20 protein-coding genes and 1 pseudogene are annotated in these 17,341 nt (G+C 66.8%); 11 read left to right on the top strand and 10 right to left on the bottom strand.

Annotation, left to right across the window (positions count from 1 at the left end):
* Positions 1–24 precede the first annotated feature (24 nt).
* On the top strand, positions 25–597 hold the full coding sequence (locus QO058_RS02680; RefSeq protein WP_284170193.1) for a TIGR00645 family protein: 573 nt from the start codon (positions 25–27) through the stop codon (positions 595–597).
* Between the two features lie 129 nt (positions 598–726).
* On the opposite strand, the gene QO058_RS02675 is transcribed toward QO058_RS02680, so the two are convergent.
* The 4 genes from QO058_RS02675 to QO058_RS02660 form a co-directional block, all read right to left on the bottom strand.
* Positions 727–2,232: a helicase HerA domain-containing protein gene (locus QO058_RS02675; RefSeq protein WP_284170192.1), complete on the bottom strand. Its 1,506-nt coding sequence runs from the start codon at positions 2,230–2,232 to the stop codon at positions 727–729.
* 146 nt (positions 2,233–2,378) lie between these two features.
* Positions 2,379–2,750: an Atu4866 domain-containing protein gene (locus QO058_RS02670; protein WP_284170191.1), complete on the bottom strand. Its 372-nt coding sequence runs from the start codon at positions 2,748–2,750 to the stop codon at positions 2,379–2,381.
* An 11-nt stretch (positions 2,751–2,761) separates the two neighbouring features.
* Positions 2,762–3,223: a carboxymuconolactone decarboxylase family protein gene (locus QO058_RS02665; RefSeq protein WP_432212003.1), complete on the bottom strand. Its 462-nt coding sequence runs from the start codon at positions 3,221–3,223 to the stop codon at positions 2,762–2,764.
* Positions 3,224–3,233: 10 nt separating this feature from the next.
* On the bottom strand, positions 3,234–3,959 hold the full coding sequence (locus tag QO058_RS02660) for an SDR family oxidoreductase (protein WP_284170190.1): 726 nt from the start codon (positions 3,957–3,959) through the stop codon (positions 3,234–3,236).
* A gap of 111 nt (positions 3,960–4,070) precedes the next feature.
* Between QO058_RS02660 and QO058_RS02655 the strand changes: the two genes are divergently transcribed.
* The 3 genes and pseudogenes from QO058_RS02655 (at position 4,071) to QO058_RS02645 (ending at position 6,469) form a co-directional block, all read left to right on the top strand.
* A complete protein-coding gene (locus QO058_RS02655) occupies positions 4,071–5,006 on the top strand; it encodes a LysR substrate-binding domain-containing protein (protein WP_284170189.1) in 936 nt (311 codons plus the stop codon).
* 137 nt (positions 5,007–5,143) lie between these two features.
* On the top strand, positions 5,144–5,857 hold the full coding sequence (locus QO058_RS02650; protein WP_284170188.1) for a DNA helicase: 714 nt from the start codon (positions 5,144–5,146) through the stop codon (positions 5,855–5,857).
* A gap of 62 nt (positions 5,858–5,919) precedes the next feature.
* Positions 5,920–6,469 (top strand): annotated as a pseudogene (locus QO058_RS02645) (AAA family ATPase).
* On the opposite strand, the gene QO058_RS02640 reads toward QO058_RS02645, so the two are convergent.
* Positions 6,466–6,747, bottom strand: coding sequence for a YARHG domain-containing protein (locus tag QO058_RS02640; RefSeq protein ID WP_284170187.1), 282 nt, complete (start codon positions 6,745–6,747; stop codon positions 6,466–6,468). The pseudogene QO058_RS02645 and the gene QO058_RS02640 overlap by 4 nt on opposite strands.
* A gap of 482 nt (positions 6,748–7,229) precedes the next feature.
* On the opposite strand from QO058_RS02640, the gene QO058_RS02635 reads away from it, so the two are divergent.
* From QO058_RS02635 to QO058_RS02610, 6 genes are all read left to right on the top strand, one after another.
* Positions 7,230–8,012, top strand: coding sequence for a DsbA family protein (locus QO058_RS02635; RefSeq protein ID WP_284170186.1), 783 nt, complete (start codon positions 7,230–7,232; stop codon positions 8,010–8,012).
* Positions 8,013–8,299: 287 nt separating this feature from the next.
* Positions 8,300–8,764: an acetyl-CoA carboxylase biotin carboxyl carrier protein gene (gene accB, locus QO058_RS02630; RefSeq protein ID WP_284170185.1), complete on the top strand. Its 465-nt coding sequence runs from the start codon at positions 8,300–8,302 to the stop codon at positions 8,762–8,764.
* A gap of 29 nt (positions 8,765–8,793) precedes the next feature.
* Positions 8,794–10,158, top strand: a complete 1,365-nt coding sequence (accC, locus tag QO058_RS02625; protein WP_126110855.1) for an acetyl-CoA carboxylase biotin carboxylase subunit — start codon at positions 8,794–8,796, stop codon at positions 10,156–10,158.
* Between the two features lie 207 nt (positions 10,159–10,365).
* Positions 10,366–11,043: a leucyl/phenylalanyl-tRNA--protein transferase gene (gene aat / locus QO058_RS02620; RefSeq protein WP_284170184.1), complete on the top strand. Its 678-nt coding sequence runs from the start codon at positions 10,366–10,368 to the stop codon at positions 11,041–11,043.
* A gap of 54 nt (positions 11,044–11,097) precedes the next feature.
* Positions 11,098–11,562, top strand: a complete 465-nt coding sequence (locus QO058_RS02615) for an Rrf2 family transcriptional regulator (RefSeq protein ID WP_284170183.1) — start codon at positions 11,098–11,100, stop codon at positions 11,560–11,562.
* The gene (locus QO058_RS02610; protein WP_284170182.1) at positions 11,552–12,283 is read left to right on the top strand and encodes a class I SAM-dependent methyltransferase; all 732 of its coding nucleotides are present in this window, start codon (positions 11,552–11,554) and stop codon (positions 12,281–12,283) included. Before QO058_RS02615 ends, QO058_RS02610 begins: the two co-directional genes overlap by 11 nt.
* Positions 12,284–12,301: 18 nt before the next feature.
* Here the strand turns inward: QO058_RS02610 and QO058_RS02605 are convergent, their stop codons facing one another.
* Both QO058_RS02605 and QO058_RS02600 read right to left on the bottom strand, forming a co-directional pair.
* Positions 12,302–12,676, bottom strand: a complete 375-nt coding sequence (locus QO058_RS02605; RefSeq protein ID WP_284170181.1) for a VOC family protein — start codon at positions 12,674–12,676, stop codon at positions 12,302–12,304.
* Between the two features lie 3 nt (positions 12,677–12,679).
* A complete protein-coding gene (locus QO058_RS02600) occupies positions 12,680–13,279 on the bottom strand; it encodes a DUF2155 domain-containing protein (protein ID WP_284170180.1) in 600 nt (199 codons plus the stop codon).
* Between the two features lie 236 nt (positions 13,280–13,515).
* Here QO058_RS02600 and QO058_RS02595 point away from each other — a divergent pair, with 236 nt between their 5' ends.
* Complete coding sequence (locus tag QO058_RS02595; protein WP_284170179.1) at positions 13,516–14,862, top strand: Nramp family divalent metal transporter; 1,347 nt, start codon at positions 13,516–13,518, stop codon at positions 14,860–14,862.
* 79 nt (positions 14,863–14,941) lie between these two features.
* Here QO058_RS02595 and QO058_RS02590 read toward each other — a convergent pair whose 3' ends face one another.
* The 3 genes from QO058_RS02590 to QO058_RS02580 form a co-directional block, all read right to left on the bottom strand.
* On the bottom strand, positions 14,942–15,352 hold the full coding sequence (locus tag QO058_RS02590; protein ID WP_284170178.1) for an NADH:ubiquinone oxidoreductase subunit NDUFA12: 411 nt from the start codon (positions 15,350–15,352) through the stop codon (positions 14,942–14,944).
* A 96-nt stretch (positions 15,353–15,448) separates the two neighbouring features.
* Entirely contained in the window at positions 15,449–16,456 is a 1,008-nt protein-coding gene (locus tag QO058_RS02585; protein WP_284170177.1) for a serine hydrolase domain-containing protein, read from the bottom strand.
* A 76-nt stretch (positions 16,457–16,532) separates the two neighbouring features.
* Positions 16,533–17,228, bottom strand: coding sequence for an NIPSNAP family protein (locus QO058_RS02580; RefSeq protein ID WP_284170176.1), 696 nt, complete (start codon positions 17,226–17,228; stop codon positions 16,533–16,535).
* Between the last annotated feature and the right edge of the window lie 113 nt (positions 17,229–17,341).

Genomic DNA, 17,341 nt, shown 5'->3' with positions numbered 1-17,341 from the left:
CTGCAGCATCGATCCTGGAGCCTCATGTCGCACTCCGCCGAACCCGCCGACCTTCCCGCCAACGGGCCGCTCAAGCCATTGCCGATGGTGATCTTCGCCTCGCGCTGGCTGCAGGTGCCGCTCTATCTCGGCCTGATCGTGGCGCAGTGCGTCTACGTCTTTCTGTTCCTGAAGGAGCTCTGGCACCTCGTCACGCACGCCTTCAATTTCAGCGAGCAGCAGATCATGCTGGTCGTGCTCGGCCTGATCGACGTCGTGATGATCTCGAACCTGCTGATCATGGTGATCGTCGGCGGTTACGAGACCTTCGTCTCGCGCCTTCGGCTGCAGAATCATCCCGACCAGCCGGAATGGCTCAGCCACGTCAACGCCTCGATCCTCAAGATCAAGCTTGCCATGGCGATCATCGGCATCTCGTCGATCCACCTGCTGCGGACCTTCATCGAGGCCGGCAATATCGGCGGGCCGAACGCGACGAACTACACCACCACGGGCGTACTGCTGCAGACGCTGATCCACACCATCTTCATCTTCTCGGCGCTCGGCATCGCCTGGGTCGACCGGATGACCCTCAGCGGCACCAGCAAGGGGCATTGAGGGCAGTCAAAGCGCGTCATGCTCGGGTTTGACCCGAGCATCTCAGGCCGGAAGAGGTTCCAATAGGCGCCTTCTCGTCCTGAGATTCTCGGGTCTGCGCTTCGCTTCGCCCGAGAATGACGCGTTTCGCTAACCCCGCGCGCGCCGCGGCGGCAGGCCCTTGACCAGCGGCGAGGCAAGGCTGGGCGCGGTCTCGACGCCGAGTGACGGCAAAGCCAGCGTGCGTTGGCCGCGGAAGTCGACATGGCAGACGAGGAGGCCGCGCTCCTCGATATAGCCGATCAGGCGGCGCGCCCGGCTTGGCGAATGGCTGCCATAGGCTTCGGCCAGCTCGGCGTCCGACGGGCAGGGCGCGCCTTCGATGGCGCTGCGGGCGATGAACAGGAAGAGCCCGTGCAGGTCTTCCGGCAAGGTCTCGGCCGCGGTCAGCGCCTTTTCCCAGGCATCGGAGGACAGGACCTCCTCGCTCGCCCCGGCGCGGGCGACCGCGAGCCGCTTGCGGAAGGCATCCAGGCTCGTCTCCGGCCCGCTGACGCGGCGCATCCGGCAGCGCACGGTGAAGTCCTGGTAGAGCACGGCGACCGGACGGTCGCGTGCCTCGGGATCGTCGAGCAGTTCGTTCAGGATCTCGACCAGCGCCGCGGCGCGCTCGGCCGGGTCCATCTCGATCTCGGGCTCGGGCGGCGGCACCGGCTGATGCGTCTCGATCCGGCGGATGATCTCGGGCGCCACCGCCGGACGCGGGCGCGGCTGCTTCGGCCAGGGCGCGGGCGCTACCTCACCTTCGCCGGCAGTGAAGATCAGCTTGCTGGCATCCTCCGGCGCCTGGTCGGGCAGCGGCAGCAGGCTCGGCGCGCCGCCGCGATCGACCGAGGCGACCGGGCCGATCCGGACCGGAAGCGGCTTCTTCGACAAAGCAGGGCCGAGCGCGACGAACTGGCCGCGCTCGAGGTCGCGGAACATCTCGGCCTGGCGCCGGTCCATGCCGAGGAGGTCGGCGGCGCGCTGCATGTCGATATCGAGGAAAGTGCGCCCCATCAGGAAGTTGGAGGCTTCCGCCGCGACGTTCTTGGCGAGCTTGGCGAGGCGCTGCGTCGCGATCACACCGGCGAGCCCGCGCTTGCGGCCGCGGCACATCAAATTGGTCATGGCGCCGAGCGACTGGCGCCGCGCCTCATCCGAGGCCTCACCCGCCATCACTGGCGCGAAGAGCTGGGCTTCGTCGACCACGACCAGCATCGGATACCAGTAGGTGCGGTCGACATCGAACAAGCCGCCGAGGAAGGCGGCGGTGGCGCGCAACTGCTCGTCGGCGTCGAGCTCTTCCAGGTTAAGCACGACCGAGACGCGGTGCTGGCGCACGCGCAGCGCGATCTTCTGCAGTTCGACCGGGCTCGCGGTGCCGTCGACCACGACATGGCCGAACTGGTCGGCGAGCGAGACGAAGTCGCCCTCGGGATCGATGATGGCCTGCTGGACCAGCGGCGCGCTCTGCTCCAGCAGGCGGCGCAGCAGATGCGACTTGCCCGAGCCGGAATTGCCCTGCACCAGCAGCCGCGTCGCCAGCAGTTCGGCGAGGTCGAGCTCGGCGGGCTCGCCGCCACGCGTCGACCCCATATCGATGCCAGTCTTCATGCCTGCCAGCGTGTCGCCTTCAGTCCGCGCTCGCTCGACCCGGAGCAGGTCGAGCGAGCGGGGTGGTCTAGCATGCGGGCGCGAGAGCGCAGGTGCTGCCGGTTGCCGCATCCACAGCAAATGCGCAGTGGCTCCGACACCTCATGTCAGGGGCGGCGGCGCAGGATCATGCCGCCATGATGCAGCGTATCGGCGTCGACGAAGGTGCCGTCGGCGGTGAAGCCGGTGTCGTCCCAGTACTCGATATAGCTGCCAGTGACCTTGTAGCGGCCGCGATAGGCGCTCTCGCGATTGCCGCGCGCCTCGTCGTAACGGTCGTTCGGCAGGAGGTTGTGGCGGACATGGCCGTCGGCGGTGACCCACAGGCCGACATAGGGGTGGCTTTGCGGGCTTTGGGCCGCGGCGGTCTGGGTGAGGTTCATGCGGGCGGATCCTTCCGGTCCATTCTGGATGGTCGTGGTGGCAAGGCCGACGCCGGCGGCCAGCAGCAACAAGGCGTTCATGAGCAAGGGGGTCATGAGCGTTACCCTCACTGCTTGCGTCGCTCGGCGAAAAGCTCCGACATCGCCTGGGAGGCGGCGATCGCCCGCGAGATGCCGGCCGGCACCGTGATCAGGTAGACGATCTCCTTCAGCTCTCCCTCGGGCACGCCGATATTGAGGGCGTAGCCGGCGTGGACCTTCATGAAGGCGGTCTGGCCGGTCGCCGCGAACGCCGCCACCGCGGCGAGCTGGCGCGTGCGGCTGTCGAGGCCGGTCCGCGACCAGACATCGCCGAGCGCATAGGCTTCGGTCGCCTCGGCGAGGAAGGGAAATTCCTGCCGCATGCGTTCTAGCGCCTGCTGCGGCGAGCCATTGTTCAGGCTGCGGACGACGGCGTCGCCGCGCTTGCGGCGCTCCTCGCTCGTTTCGGCGCTGGCCGGTGCGGGCATCACCGCGAGGGCGAAGGCTGTGGCTGCGGCGCGCAGCGGGGACTGCATCGACATGGTCATGATTTCCTCCTCAGCGGGTGGCGGTGGGGCGGATGACGATCTCGTTGACGTCGACATCGTCGGGTTGCTCGATCGCGAAGCGCACGGCCCGGCCGATCGCGTCCGGCTTGAGCGCGATGGCGCGATAGCTGCGCATCAGCTCAGCCGCGGCCGGATCGGTGATGGTGCCGGCGAGCTCGCTCTCGACCACGCCGGGATGGATGCAGGTGACGCGCAGGTCGGCGTGTTCCTGGCGCAAACCGTTTGAGATCGCGCGCACGGCGTATTTGGTCGCGCAGTAGACGGCCGCCGTCGGCGAAACGCTGAGCGCGCCGATGGAAGCGATGTTGATGACATGGCCGGAACCGCGTGCCGTCATCTCCGGCAGCACGGCGGCGATACCGTAGAGTACGCCCTTGATGTTGACGTCGATCATCTGGTCCCACTCGTCGACCTTGAGCGAGGCCATCAGCGAGAGCGGCATGACGCCGGCATTGTTGACGATGACGTCGACGCGGCCGAAGGCCTCGCGCGCCGCTTCGGCGAAGGCGGCGACATCGGCGCGGTCGGTGACGTCGAGCCGGCGGGTGTGGACCTCGCCGCCCTTCGCCGCGATCTCTTCGGCGAGTACTTCGAGCCGGTTGGTGCGGCGCGCGCCGAGCATCAGTTTCGCTCCGGCCGCTGCAAGCTCGCGGGCGATGCCGGCGCCGATCCCACTGGAGGCGCCAGTGATAAGGACGACCTTGTCGAGAGGCATGTCGATCTCCGTCTTTGGAACCGCGTCGTTGCGGTTGCCCGAAAGCTAGGAGCAGGCCATTGTCGCGATAAGCCGCTCATTCATTGCCAGTCTGGAGAGTTTTTCTAACCAATGGAGATGGACCTCAACGCGCTTGCCGTGTTCGCGCTCGTCGCCGAAGAGCAGAGCTTTCGCGGCGCGGCCGATCGCGCTGGCGTCACGCGCTCGGCCGTCAGCCAGACGATCAGGAAGCTGGAGGAGAAGCTCGGCATCGCGCTCGTGCAACGCACCACGCGCAGCGTCAGCCTGACCGAGGCGGGCGAGCGCCTCCTTGCCGATCTCGGCCCCGCGCTGTCCGACCTGCGCGCCGCGGTCGAGGCAACGCGTGATCTGCGCGCCGGTGCGCGCGGGCGCCTGCGTCTTGCAGTATCGTCGATCGCCGAGCGCTTCCTGTCCGGGCCGTTCCTCGCCGGCTTCGCTGCGGCCAACCCGGAGGTCGAGCTCGACATCACCGTGACCGACGAGGAGTTCGACATCGTCGCCGCCGGCTACGATGCAGGCGTCAGGCTCGGCGAGGTCATCGAGCAGGACATGATCGCGGTCTCGATCGGCGGCGAGGAGCGCCAGCTTGCCGTCTGCGCTCCCAGCTATCGCCAGCGCTTCGGTGTGCCGGAACATCCGCGCGAGCTGGCGGTGCATCGCTGCATCGGCTGGCGGCCGGGGCCGAAGCTGCCGCCCTATCGCTGGGAGTTCGCCGAGGATGGTAAGGAATTCAGCGTCGCGGTCGCACCGGAGATCACCACCAGCGACATGGCGCTGATGATCAAGCTCGCTGTGGCGGCCGCCGGCATCACCTTCGGCATGGAAGAGAGCTTCCGTCCCGCCATCGCGCGTGGCGAGCTGGAGCCACTGCTGCAGGAGTTCTCCCCGTATTTCGCGGGCTTCTACCTCTATTATCCGAGCCGGCGCGCCGCCGCGCCGAAGCTGCGCGCCCTCGTCGACCATCTGCGCAGCTTCAATTGGGATCGGCATAAGGCGACGGCGCGGGCGGCATCGGTTATGCTGTGATTCTGGCGCTGCCCGCGCCTCCTCCCTCCAACGGGGAAGCACGCTGCCGTGCAGGGCCTATCCGATCGTCGAACCGACTGTTCGAGCGCTGCGCATAAGGAGGGGTTGCGGAAACGGCTCGCATCAGGAGGTCATCGATGAAGCTCACCGCACCCGTCTATCGACTGAAGCGCCAGGCAAAGGCGCTGTCGCGCCAGGAAGGCATCCCGCTCCATCTCGCACTCGACCGCGTCGCCATCGGCGAAGGTTTCGGCGCCTGGAGCCTGCTCACAGCCAAATCGGCCGACTCGCTTTCGGCCGATGAGCTGTTCGCCCGCCTGGTGCCCGGAGATTTGCTGCTGATCGGGGCGCGGCCGGGGCACGGCAAGACGCTGCTCAGCCTCAAGCTCGCGACGGCGGCGATGAAATCCGGCCGCCGGGCCGTATTCTTCACATTGGAGTACACGGCCAAGGACGTGCTGGACCGTTTCCGGGCGCTCGGCGCCGATCCCACACAATTCGAGCCGCTGTTCGGCTTCGACGATTCGGACGCAATCAGCGCCGATCACATCATGCGCTCACTGGCCGAAGCGCCCCGGGGCACGCTTGCGATCGTCGATTATCTGCAACTGCTCGACCAGAAGCGCGGCAATCCCGAGCTGATGGTGCAGATCCGTGATCTGAAGGTGTTCGCGCAGGCGAAGGGCGTGATCCTGGCCTTCATCTCGCAGATCGACCGATCCTACGATCCGGCAACGAAGCCCTGTCCGGACCTCCGCGACATCCGCCTGCCGAACCCACTGGATCTCTCGCTGTTCAGCAAGACCTGCTTCCTGAACCAGGGCGAGGTGCGCTTCCAGGCGGCAAGCTAGCGGTGGTCCGATAGGCGCTGGGCGAACTGGCCGGTTGCGCCTGCGGATACTAGAACGGCGACATGCTCGACTGCGCCGGCCAGATCCTCGTCCTCACCGGCTCGCCCGGCTCCGGCAAGACGACGACGGCGCGTGCCCTCGTCAGCTTGCCGGGTTCGGCCAAGGTGCATCTCCATGCCGACGATTTCTGGCATGCGATCGGGCAGGGCGCACTCGCGCCCTTCCTGCCGGAAGCGCATGCTCAGAATGCGGTGGTGATGGAGGCTCTTGCAGCCGCTGCCTGCGCCTATGCACGCGGGGGGCTATTTCGTCGTCGTCGACGGCATCATCGGCCCGTGGTTCCTGGCACCGTTCAGACTGGACGGGACCGGAGCGCACTATGTCGTGCTCCAGCCGCCGTTGGACGAGGCGATCGGGCGCTGCCAGGCGCGGGGCGGCGATATGCTGACCGACGCACAGGTAATCGCGTCCTTGCACGGTCAGCTCGCCGATCTCGGCGAACTCGTGCATCACGGCCTGCCGACCGCTGGCCTCGATGTCGACGGCGTCGTGGCGGCCGTGGTGCAAGCCGTCGAAAGCGAGCGCTTTCGACTGGAGCGGGCGGCGGACTAGCGCGGGCAGCGGCTCGTGCGCTCGGCGCGCTGGATGTCGGCGACGACGCGGCGCTGGGTCGCCGAGAGCGGCACGTCCTCGACATTGTCGTACTGGCAGCCGGCATTGCCGAAGGCGCTGATGCCGCGCTGCGTGCGGAAGCAGTAGCCCTGCGCCTTGTAGATCTCGTTGCGCTGATACCAGAGGTCCTCGCAGCTCTGGGCCGCCGCGGGGGTCGCGGTCGCGAAGAGCGGCAGGGCAAGCCCGAGGGCGAGGGCAGGGAACAGCAGCTTCGACATGACGGCCTCTTGCGGTTGCGCGTTTATCTGTTGCCCTGCCTTGCGGGCGCGACAAGCCTTTTCGCGCTTTGCCATGGCAGGATCACGATCCTGCTGCAGGGATGCCGGGTCGCTCCGCTGGCAAAGCTGTGAATTGACGCTGCCCCGCTCGTGGAAGACAAGAATCGTCAGGTTATGCAGCACTTTCGCCTTCAACGCTCAGGTTTTGCCAAGCACGATTGGAGCATTGCCTGCACGCAAGCGAGCCCGGACTTGGCCAAATTGCCGCAGGGGACGCCTGGAGCACTGCGCGCTCGCGGCATCGTCGCGTATGTTGCACCCGACAAACAACAACGCAGAGCAGGATGCGAAAAAGTGGGAACCGGTTTTTCGCAGGAATCCTGCTCTAACTTTTTGAATCGATCACGATGATTTTGGATCGATCCGATCCAAAATCATCGTGATCTACAGCGCTCGAATCGCGCCCTGAAAGGACCGTCGCCATGATCTTCTCTTCGCTGCGCCGCCTGGCTCTCGCCGGCATCGCCGCCTGTGCACTCGGTGCCGCCGCCGTGCCGGCCCAGGCCCAAGCGCTGTCGCCCGACCAGCGCAAGGCGGTGGTCGAGCTGATCCGCGAGACGCTGCTCAAGAACCCCGAGCTGATCCAGGAAGCGATGGTGGAGCTCGAGAAGCGCAACCAGGTCGCGCAGGTCGAGGCGCAGCGCAATGCGCTCGCGGCCGAGAAGGCCAGCCTGACCGATCCGGCGACCTCGGTGATCGCCGGCAACCCGCAGGGCGACGTCACCCTGGTCGAGTTCATGGATTACAATTGCGGCTTCTGCAAAAGGGCGATGGAAGACGTCCGCGCACTCGCCAAGGACGATCCCAAGCTCAAGGTCGTGATCAAGGACTTCCCGATCCTCGGACCGGACTCGGTCGAGGCGAGCCGTGTCGCGATCGCGGTGAAAAACCAGCTCCAGGGCCAGAAGTACTGGGATTTCCACCTCAAGCTGATGGCGACCAAGGGCCGGATCAACGGCGCCAAGGCGCTTGAGATCGCCAAGGACGCTGGCGTCGACATCGAGCGCGTCAAAAAGGAGATGGAAGCTCCGGCGACGCGCGCCGTGATCGAGCAGACGGTTGCGCTCGGCGACCGGCTCGGCCTGACCGGCACGCCTGCCTTCATCATCGGCGACGAAGTGGTGTTCGGCGCCGTCGGCCAGCCAGCGCTGAAGCAGAAGATCGACGCCGTTCGCAAATGCGGCAAGACGAACTGCAGCGGCTGAACGTATTGGAACTGGGCCGTCTCGAAGGATGGCCCAGCAGCCGCCTGAGCTTCCTGAAGTACGATTTGTCACGTCGTTCTTGTGGAACAGCTCCTGGAATGGCTGTGATTTGCATAGGCAAGGCGCCCGCTGGGCGCCTTCGCCCTTTCCTGACCCGCCAATCCGGGTAAAGACGCGCGACATCGCGAGGCCGTCGGCTTGATCCGGCACCATTCCTTCGCATAAGCGCTTCCCTTCGGGACCCTGTCGTCCCGCCCATCGAGCTCACGAAGACGGTGAAATCCGCCATGGCGACCAAGAGCCCCATCGATCCCGAACTCGTGCGCGAGATGGCGCAACTGATCAACGAGACGGATCTCACCGAGATCGAGGTGCAGAAGGGCGACCTGCGCATCCGCGTGGCCCGCACCATCACCGCGACCGTCATGGCGCCGGTCGCGGCCGCGCCGAGCTTTGCCGTGGCGCCTGCGGCGGCTCCTACCGCCGCGCCGCTCGAGGCCAAGGCCGCCGCCGCTCATCCCGGCACGGTCAATTCCCCGATGGTCGGCACCGCCTATCGCCGGCCGTCGCCGGAGGCCAAGCCCTTCATCGAGGTCGGCCAGGAGGTGAAGGCGGGCGAGCGCGTGCTTCTCGTCGAGGCGATGAAGACCTTCAACGACATCGTCGCGCCGCGCGCCGGCAAGGTCGTCGCGATCTTCGTCGAGGATGGCCAGCCGGTCGAATACGGCGAGCCCCTGCTGGTGATCGAGTGAGGATCCATCCGGGCGGGAGCGGGCTGAAGATGTTCGACAAGATCCTGATCGCCAATCGCGGCGAGATCGCCTTGCGTGTGCTGCGCGCCGCCAAGGAGCTGGGTATCGCGACCGTCGCGGTCCACTCCACCGCCGACGCCAACGCCATGCATGTGCGCCTCGCCGATGAGAGCGTCTGCATCGGCCCGCCTCCGGCGCGCGAGAGCTATCTCAACATTCCGGCGTTGATCGCCGCCTGCGAGATCACCGGGGCCGATGCCGTCCATCCCGGTTACGGCTTCCTCTCCGAGAACGCCCGCTTCGCCGAGATCCTCGAGCGGCACAACATCGCCTTCATCGGCCCCAAGGCCGAGCATATCCGCAGCATGGGCGACAAGATCGAGGCCAAACGCACCGCCAAGCGCCTCGGCATTCCTTGCGTGCCCGGCTCCGAGGGCGGCGTCGCAGACGACGAGGAGGCGCTGCGTATCATTCGCGAGATCGGGCTGCCCGTCATCATCAAGGCGGCGTCCGGCGGCGGCGGCAAGGGCATGAAGGTGGTTCGCAGCGAGGACGAGGTGTCCGTCGCGCTCTCCACGGCCCGCACCGAGGCCAAGGCCAATTTCGGCGACGACGCGGTCTATATCGAGAAATACCTCGAGAAGCCCCGCCATATCGAGATCCAGGTGCTCGGCGACGGCAAGGGCCGTGCGATCCATCTCGGCGAGCGCGACTGCTCGCTGCAGCGCCGCCACCAGAAGGTCTGGGAGGAGGGGCCGTCGCCCGCCCTCAATGCCGGCGAGCGCGACCGGATCGGCAATGTCTGCGCCAAGGCGATGGCCGATATGGGCTATCTCGGCGCCGGCACGATCGAGTTCCTCTACGAGGATGGCGAGTTCTATTTCATCGAGATGAACACGCGTATCCAGGTCGAGCATCCGGTTACCGAGATGATCACCGGGATCGACCTCGTCAACGAGCAGATCAGGATCGCCGCCGGCGCGCCGCTCTCGATCCGTCAGGAAGACGTCGTCATCGAGGGCCATGCCATCGAATGCCGCGTCAATGCCGAGCATCACGCGACCTTCCGGCCCTCGCCGGGCAAGATCGCCTCGTTCCACACCCCGGGCGGGCTCGGCGTGCGGGTCGATTCGGCCGCCTATCAGGGCTATGTCATCCCGCCGCACTACGACTCGCTGGTCGGCAAGCTGATCGTGCACGGCCGCAATCGGGCCGAGTGCCTGATGCGCCTGCGCCGTTCGCTCGACGAGTTCGTCGTCGACGGCGTCGATACCACGCTGCCGCTGTTCCGCACGCTGGTGCGCAATCCGGACATCCTGAACGGCGACTACAACATCCATTGGCTGGAGAAATTCCTCGCCAATGGCGGCATGGAAGAGCCGGGCGAGGGGTGAGCCTTGCCTTCTCCCCTTGCGGGAGAAGGTGGCTGCGGAGCAGGCGGATGACGGGTCGCACGACCTGTCAATTCGGGCTACCGCAGACCGTACTCATTGTCGAAAAGGGCGGTGCGACCCCTTACCCCAACCCTCTCCCGCAAGGGGAGAGGGGGCGATGTTGAGGCAACGTTTGACTCCCTCGCCGGCCCGCGCTCCCATCGTCTCATGAAGGCCCGCTCCACACCCGCGCGCGCGCCGGCGATCACGCCGGAGATTCTGCTGCGCGCCTATGCGGCCGGCGTTTTCCCGATGGCGGAAAGCGCCGACGACCCCGCCCTGTTCTGGGTCGAGCCGGAAATCCGCGGCATCATTCCGCTCGACGCCTTCCATCTGCCGGGCCGGCTGGCGCGCACAGTCCGCTCCGATCGGTTCGATATCCGGGTCGATCATGATTTCGCGGGGGTGATCGCCGCCTGCGCCGCCAGTCGGCCGGACCGGGCCGAAACCTGGATCAACGGCCGCATCCGCGGGCTCTATGGCGAGCTTTTCCATCTCGGCTATGTCCACACCGTCGAATGCTGGCGCGAAGACCGGCTTGTCGGTGGGCTATACGGGTTGTCGCTTGGCGGCGCTTTCTTCGGCGAGAGCATGTTCCACCGTGAGACGGACGCCTCGAAGGTGGCGCTGGCGCATCTCGTCGCCCGGTTGCGACGCGGCCGCTATCGCCTGCTCGACACCCAGTTCCAGACGGCCCATCTCGCCCAGTTCGGCACGCGCGAGATCCCGCGCGAGGCCTATCGCGTCCTGCTCGACGCGGCGGTGGCGGCTGAGGCAAATTGGTGGAGCTGGCCGCAAGGGCAGCCCGTCGGCGGCCGGGAGGCGCTGGCAGAGCTGGCGAGTTAGCCTTCCGGTGCATCGCGCTTGACCTGCGGCCTTTCACGTAACATATGAAGTTTCATGAATCGAGATAGCCGATTGTCCGGTGTGCTGCACGTCCTGCTGCACATGGCGGAGCAGGATCGTCCGGTCACCTCCGAGGTCCTCGCCAAGGCGATGGCGACCAATCCGGTGGTGATCCGGCGGGTGATGGCCGGCCTACGGGAGCAGGGCTATCTCCGCTCGGAGAAGGGGCATGGCGGCGGCTGGACCCTGGCCTGCGACCTGTCCCGGGTGACGCTGCGCGACATCTACGAGGCGCTCGGCAGCCCAGCACTGCTCGCCATCGGCAACCGCACGGAAGCCCCCGGATGTCTCGTGGAGCAGGCGGTGAATGCCGCACTCAACCAGGCGTTCCGGGATGCCGAGGCGCTGTTGCTGGAGCGTTTCGGCGAGGTGACGCTCGCCATGCTGAGCGCCGATTTCAACCAGCGTCTCGCTGCCCGCGGTGGCCATCACGACCTGGAGTCTGCGCATGCCTCATAAGGGAACCCTTCAATCTGGCGGCGGACCCGACCAGGCCGTGAGCGCGCTTCTGGCGCCCTTCTCCGATCCCGCCGCCGCAGCCCGTTATGCCGAGGGACCGCCGCGCTTCGTGCCCGGCTTCGCCGATCTGCACCGCATGGCCGCAATCCTGCTTGCGGAGCACGCTCCGGTACAGGCCCGGGTGCTCGTCCTCGGCGCCGGCGGGGGGCTTGAGCTGAAGGCCTTCGCCGAGGCCCATCCGGGCTGGACCTTCGACGGCGTCGACCCGGCGCCCGAAATGCTGAAGCTCGCCGTGCGGACGGTCGGACCGCATGCCTCGCGCGTGCGCCTGCACCAAGGCTATATCGACGATGCGCCGGACGGGCCGTTCGACGCGGCCGCATGCCTGCTGACCCTGCATTTCCTGGCGCCCGAGGAGCGGCGACGTACGGTGGCTGCGATCCGGCGCCGGCTCAAACCCGGCGCGCCCTTCGTGGTCGCCCATTCCAGCTTTCCGCAGGGCGAGGGGGAGCGCCCGCGCTGGCTGTCACGCTATTCAGCGTTCGCGGTGGCTTCGGGAGCCGATCCCGCCAAGGCCGAGGCCGGCCGCGTGGCGGTCCAGACCCATCTCAGCCTGCTCAGTCCGGAGGAGGACGAAGCAGTTCTGCGTGATGCCGGGTTTTCGGATGTCAGCCTGTTCTATGCCGGCTTCAGCTTCCGCGGCTGGGTCGCCTATGCCTGATCGCTCTACCGTCGCCGCTTAGGCGCCGGGGAACGCCTGCGGCGAGGGCTGCCATAGTTCGATCGGATTGCCCTCGGGATCGTGGATCCGGCAGAAACGGCCGATCTCGGAATCCCATTCCGGCCGGGTCTCGACCGCAATGCCGGCAGCGCTGAGCGACGTCATCAGCGCATCGAGGTCGTCGACGCGGAAATTGACCATCCATTGCTGCGCGGGGCGGCCGAAATAGTCGGTACTGGCGGCGAATGGGCCGAAAATGGTGGGGCCTGCCTCCTGGCTCCAGACGGTCTTGGCGAGGTCAGCGATGCCGAGATGGCGCTCATACCATGCGGCCAGAGCCTGCGGGTCACGGCTTCGGAAGAACAATCCGCCGATGCCGGTGATCCGTGCCATGGCTCAGTTGCCGCCGGCGGGATCGCGGCCCGGCGCCGGATTCGTCGGGAAGAAGCGCTGGCTCGGCGTCTGACGCGGCTGCACCGGAACGCCTTGCGGCGGCGCGACGTCGATGCGCTGGCTCGGTGGGGCCTGAGCGGGACGGGCAGGGCGACGCTGGTCAGGATTGAGCGGCGGAGGCGGCGCTTCCGGCTCCTTCGGGTCGACCACCAGCTCGGTGCCGCCTTTGCAGTCGGTCAGCCAGACATCGTAGATCGCGTGCTCGACGCCGTGCAGGCCGGGGCTCGAGGCATACATCCAGCCGGTGAAGATGCGGCGATACTCGTTGTTGAAGGTGACCTCGTCGACCTCGCTGAAGGAGGTCGTCTGCGGCGCCTCGGTCGGCGGGCGCGTCCAGCAGACGCGCGGCGTGATCTGCAGTGCGCCGAACTGCACCGTCTCGTCGATCGCCACCTCGAAGGAGATGATCCGGCCGGTGATCTTGTCGAGCCCGGCGAAGACCGCGGTTGGATTGCGGATGCGGTCGGCCTTGGCGGGGACGGCCAGCGCGAGAGCTGCGCCGGAGACGGCGGCGAAAGCGAGGATCCTGCGGAGCGAGAGCATGCTGGCTTGTGATTCTCTTGCAGCGCGGCCGAGCCGCGACGGGGCGCAGTAGCACGGCAATCGCAGCGGAAAAAGGGCGGAGGACGACACTTGGCCGGTGCGGCTGCGGCTGAGTGGCCGAGGAGCATTGCGTATCGGCCATGGCCGGCATGCTCACGTCAGCTGATTGTGCAGTTGCAATCCATTTGCAAATCCATATCCTGCCAATGCCTTGCAAGTGCAAAATCGGGGATCCTATGGAAGCGCGCGTCGAGGGAAAGCCGGCCGGCTGGCGCGGGGAGCGGGGGGACGCCTCGCTGGCTGACGTCCATCGCTCGATCGCGGTGCGCAGTTCCGGACCCGGCTGGCGGCGCGCCGCCGCCTTCGTCGGCCCAGGCTATCTCGTCGCCGTCGGCTATATGGATCCGGGAAACTGGGCGACCTCGCTCGCCGGTGGCTCGAAGTTTGGCTACACGCTGCTCGTCGTTGCGCTGGTCTCCAACATCATGGCGATCGTGCTGCAGTCACTCTGCGCGCGGCTCGCCATCGCGTCTGGCCGCGACCTTGCCCAGGCTTGCCGCGACGCCTTCCCCAAACCGGTCGCCTATATGCTCTGGTTCCTCGCCGAGATCGCGATCATCGCCACCGACATCGCCGAGGTGATCGGCACCGCGATCGGCCTCAACCTGATCTTCGGCATCCCGCTCGAGCTCGGTGTCGTCATCACCGCGCTCGACGTCTTCCTGATCCTCTATCTGCAGCGGCTCGGTTTCCGCTGGGTCGAGGCGCTGATCATCACCCTGCTCGGCGTGATCGCGGTCTGCTTTGCGATCCAGATCGCGCTCGCCGACCCGGACTGGGGGCAGGTGATCCGCGGCTTCGCGCCGACCACCGAGATCGTCACCAATCCGGAGATGCTGTACCTCGCGCTCGGTATCCTCGGCGCCACCGTGATGCCGCATAATCTCTATCTGCATTCGGGCATCGTGCAGACGCGCGCCTATGGCGAAACCCTGCCCGAAAAGCGCCAGGCGCTGACCTACGCGACGATCGATTCGACGGTCGCGCTGATGTTCGCGCTGCTGATCAACGCCTCGATCCTGATCCTCGCCGCCGCGACCTTCCACAGGACGGGCCAGACGGGAATCGCCGAGCTCGGCGAAGCGCACAAGCTGCTTGGCCCGCTGCTTGGCCTGGCGATCGCGCCGACGCTATTTGGCATCGCGCTGCTCTGCTGCGGCATCAATTCGACGGTGACGGCGACGCTGGCCGGCCAGATCGTGATGGAGGGCTTCCTCAAGATCAAATTGTCGCCCTGGCTGCGCCGGCTGATCACCCGCGGCATCGCCATTATCCCGGCGGCGGCAGTGACGATCTGGTACGGCGACGCCGGCACGGCACGGCTCTTGATCCTGACCCAGGTCGTGCTCTCGCTGCAGCTCTCTTTCGCCGTGTTCCCGCTGGTGATGTTCACCGCCGACAAGACCAAGATGGGCGAGCTGGTCGCGCCGCGCTGGCTCGTCGCTTTCGCCGTGGTGATCGCGGTGGTGATCGCGGCGCTGAACGTCAAGCTGCTGGTCGATTTTGCCGGTGGGACGGGGTGATCTCCCCAAGTCAGCTCCATGACAAAAAACGCGGCCCTTTGGGCCGCTTTCTCATCTTATCCGGTCTGATCGGAGCTGTTCAGCGCCCGGGAGTCCAGGCCTGGTAGTCGCCGGTCGCGGCCGGGGTCTGCTTGTCACCAAGCGTCGAGCCCTTCGGGCGATAGGCCAGTGCCGTGCCGGTATGGTTTGGCTGGTGTGGCTGCTGCCATTCGCGGGCGACGTATTTTTCCTCGGACGGGGCGACATCGACGGTGTGGTGCAGCCAGCCATTCCAGCCGGGCGGAATCATCGAGGCTTCGGCGGGGCCGTTATAGACGACCCAGCGGCGCTGGATGCCGAGCGCCTTGTCCTTCTTGCCGCCCTTGGTGCGGTAGTAGACGTTGCCGAACTCGTCCTCGCCGACCTTCTCGCCGAAGCGCCAGGTGTGGAAGCGCGTGCCCATGGTCTGGCCGTTCCACCAGGTGAAGATCTGGAGCAGGGTCTGGTTCATCGCTTCGCGTCCGCGCAGGCCTTAGGCCGTCGCGCGACTTATGAAGATGCGGGCCGGCGATGTCCAGTGCGGCCGGGCGCTGCAGGAGCCTGGCCGTTATGGCGCCGCCGCCACGATCCGGCGCAGCATGCCGATGAAGTCGCGGGTGCGCGTGCCGATGCCGCTGCGCCCGGATTCGGCGGTCTGGACCAGGGCGAGGCGTTTGCTCGGGATGATGGCGAGCAATTGCCCGCCATAGCCGGAGGCGAGCGCCGCGCCCTTGCCGAAACCGTCTTCCGGCAAACTCCACCACATATAGCCGTAGCCGCGCGCCGGACGGTCGGTCGCGGCATGGGCCGTGGTCGATTCGCGCACCCAGGCGGCTGGCACGACCTGCCGGCCCTCCCAGCTGCCGCCATTGGCGAAGAGCATGCCGAAACGGGCGAGATCGCGCGCGCTTAGGCGGAACGGGTAGGCCGGATGCCGTGAGGCCGGCGACAGCGCATAACGCCCGTCCCCGGCGGAGAAATCCTCCATGCCGATCGGTGCGGCGATGCGGCGGGCGAAGCTCTCGAAGATGTCCTCGCCGGTGCGCTGGCGGTAGATCGTGCCCAGCGCATTGAAATCCCAGTTGTTGTAGAACCAGAACGTGCCTGGCGAGTGGCTGCCGCGGGCGGGGCGTTTTTCCCTGATATCCGCAGTCTCGTGCGCCGCCGGCAGATAGATGCCGGAGCGGGCGGTTAGCAGGTCGCGGATGGTGGCGCGCTTCTCCTGCTCGTTCAGCCCCGGCGGCTTCTCGTCGATGCCGAGCTCGCCGAGCGTGGCATCGAGCTTGATCCGCCGGTCGGCTAAGGCGATGCCATAGAGCGCGCTGAGCAGGCTCTTGCGCACCGAGGCGACGCCGACCTTGCGCGCTGGCTCGCCGAAAGAGGCGACGACAGCGCCGTCCTGCACCAACATCAGGGCGGTCGGCTTGCGCAGTTCGGCATAGTCCCGCAGCGCCTGCAGTTCTGTTGTGGGCCAGCCCATCGAGGTGGGATCGACGGTTCGCCAATGGCGACCGGGCTCAGCCTGCGCCGGCAGCACCCAGAGGCAGATTGTGATGAGGGCGAGCAGGCGATTCATCGGCGTGGCTCCGCGTCCGGGCACCATCAGGCCGGTCAACCCCGGCGACTTTGCGGCGCCGGCTCGCCGATTTGCTCTAACGCAGCAACGAGTGCGCGGTCGGTACGAGGCGGGCGATATCCGGTGCCCGGCTGCTGCCGATTGGAACCGCGCGCAAAGCCGCTTCGAGCGCCGGTATCGCCTGCGCGACCGCTGGCCGGACGAGCGTGACGGCGACGCATTCGCCCTCGCGCACGGGCAGGCGTCTGAAGCCGTTCTCGCTGCGATCCGTGATCAGGCTGGCGATCACTGCGCCGCCAGTTGAGCGGACCGCGTCGGCGATCGCCTTCGCTGCAAGCGTCGCCCCGGCGTCGGCTGCCCCTGGCGCGAGATGATGGATGGCGACGATGTAATTGTGCCCGTCTTCGAGATCGATCGTTCCCGGCGGCAGTCGTTCGAGACCCTGCGTATCGAAGCCAGAGCCCGGCGCGGCCGACTTCAGCATCAGCACGTCGTGCCAGGCGAGCATGGTCTCGTTCGCGGCGGGGCCGTGCTCAGCCCAGACCGGGCCGCCATAGAAGGCGGGGAGGGCGCGGGTCCGCGCCGCCTGGTCGGCAAAGCCGCGGAACCAGACGAACTGGTCGGGTGCCGCCGGATCGCGGAACTGGCAGATGACGCTCATGCCCACCGCTTCCTGCGTCTCGACGAGATGGGTGTCGAAGACGTGGATCAAGGCCTCGCGCGTGCCGGGCTTCAAGGTGTAGCGGCGCAGTTCGAAGACGGTGTCGGTCATGGCGGCTCTCCAGCTGCTTTTGCAGCTAGGCGGCGGGCCTGACCAATTCCGTCAGCAGCGTCATCGCAACCCTCGCCACGATTCGGTCATGATTCGAAACGCATCGCGCCCCC

The organism is Bosea vestrisii (genome assembly GCF_030144325.1).
Taxonomy (GTDB): domain Bacteria; phylum Pseudomonadota; class Alphaproteobacteria; order Rhizobiales; family Beijerinckiaceae; genus Allobosea; species Allobosea vestrisii_A.
Note: the sequence above shows the minus strand (reverse complement) of the source record. Positions and strands in the feature narration are given on the sequence as shown.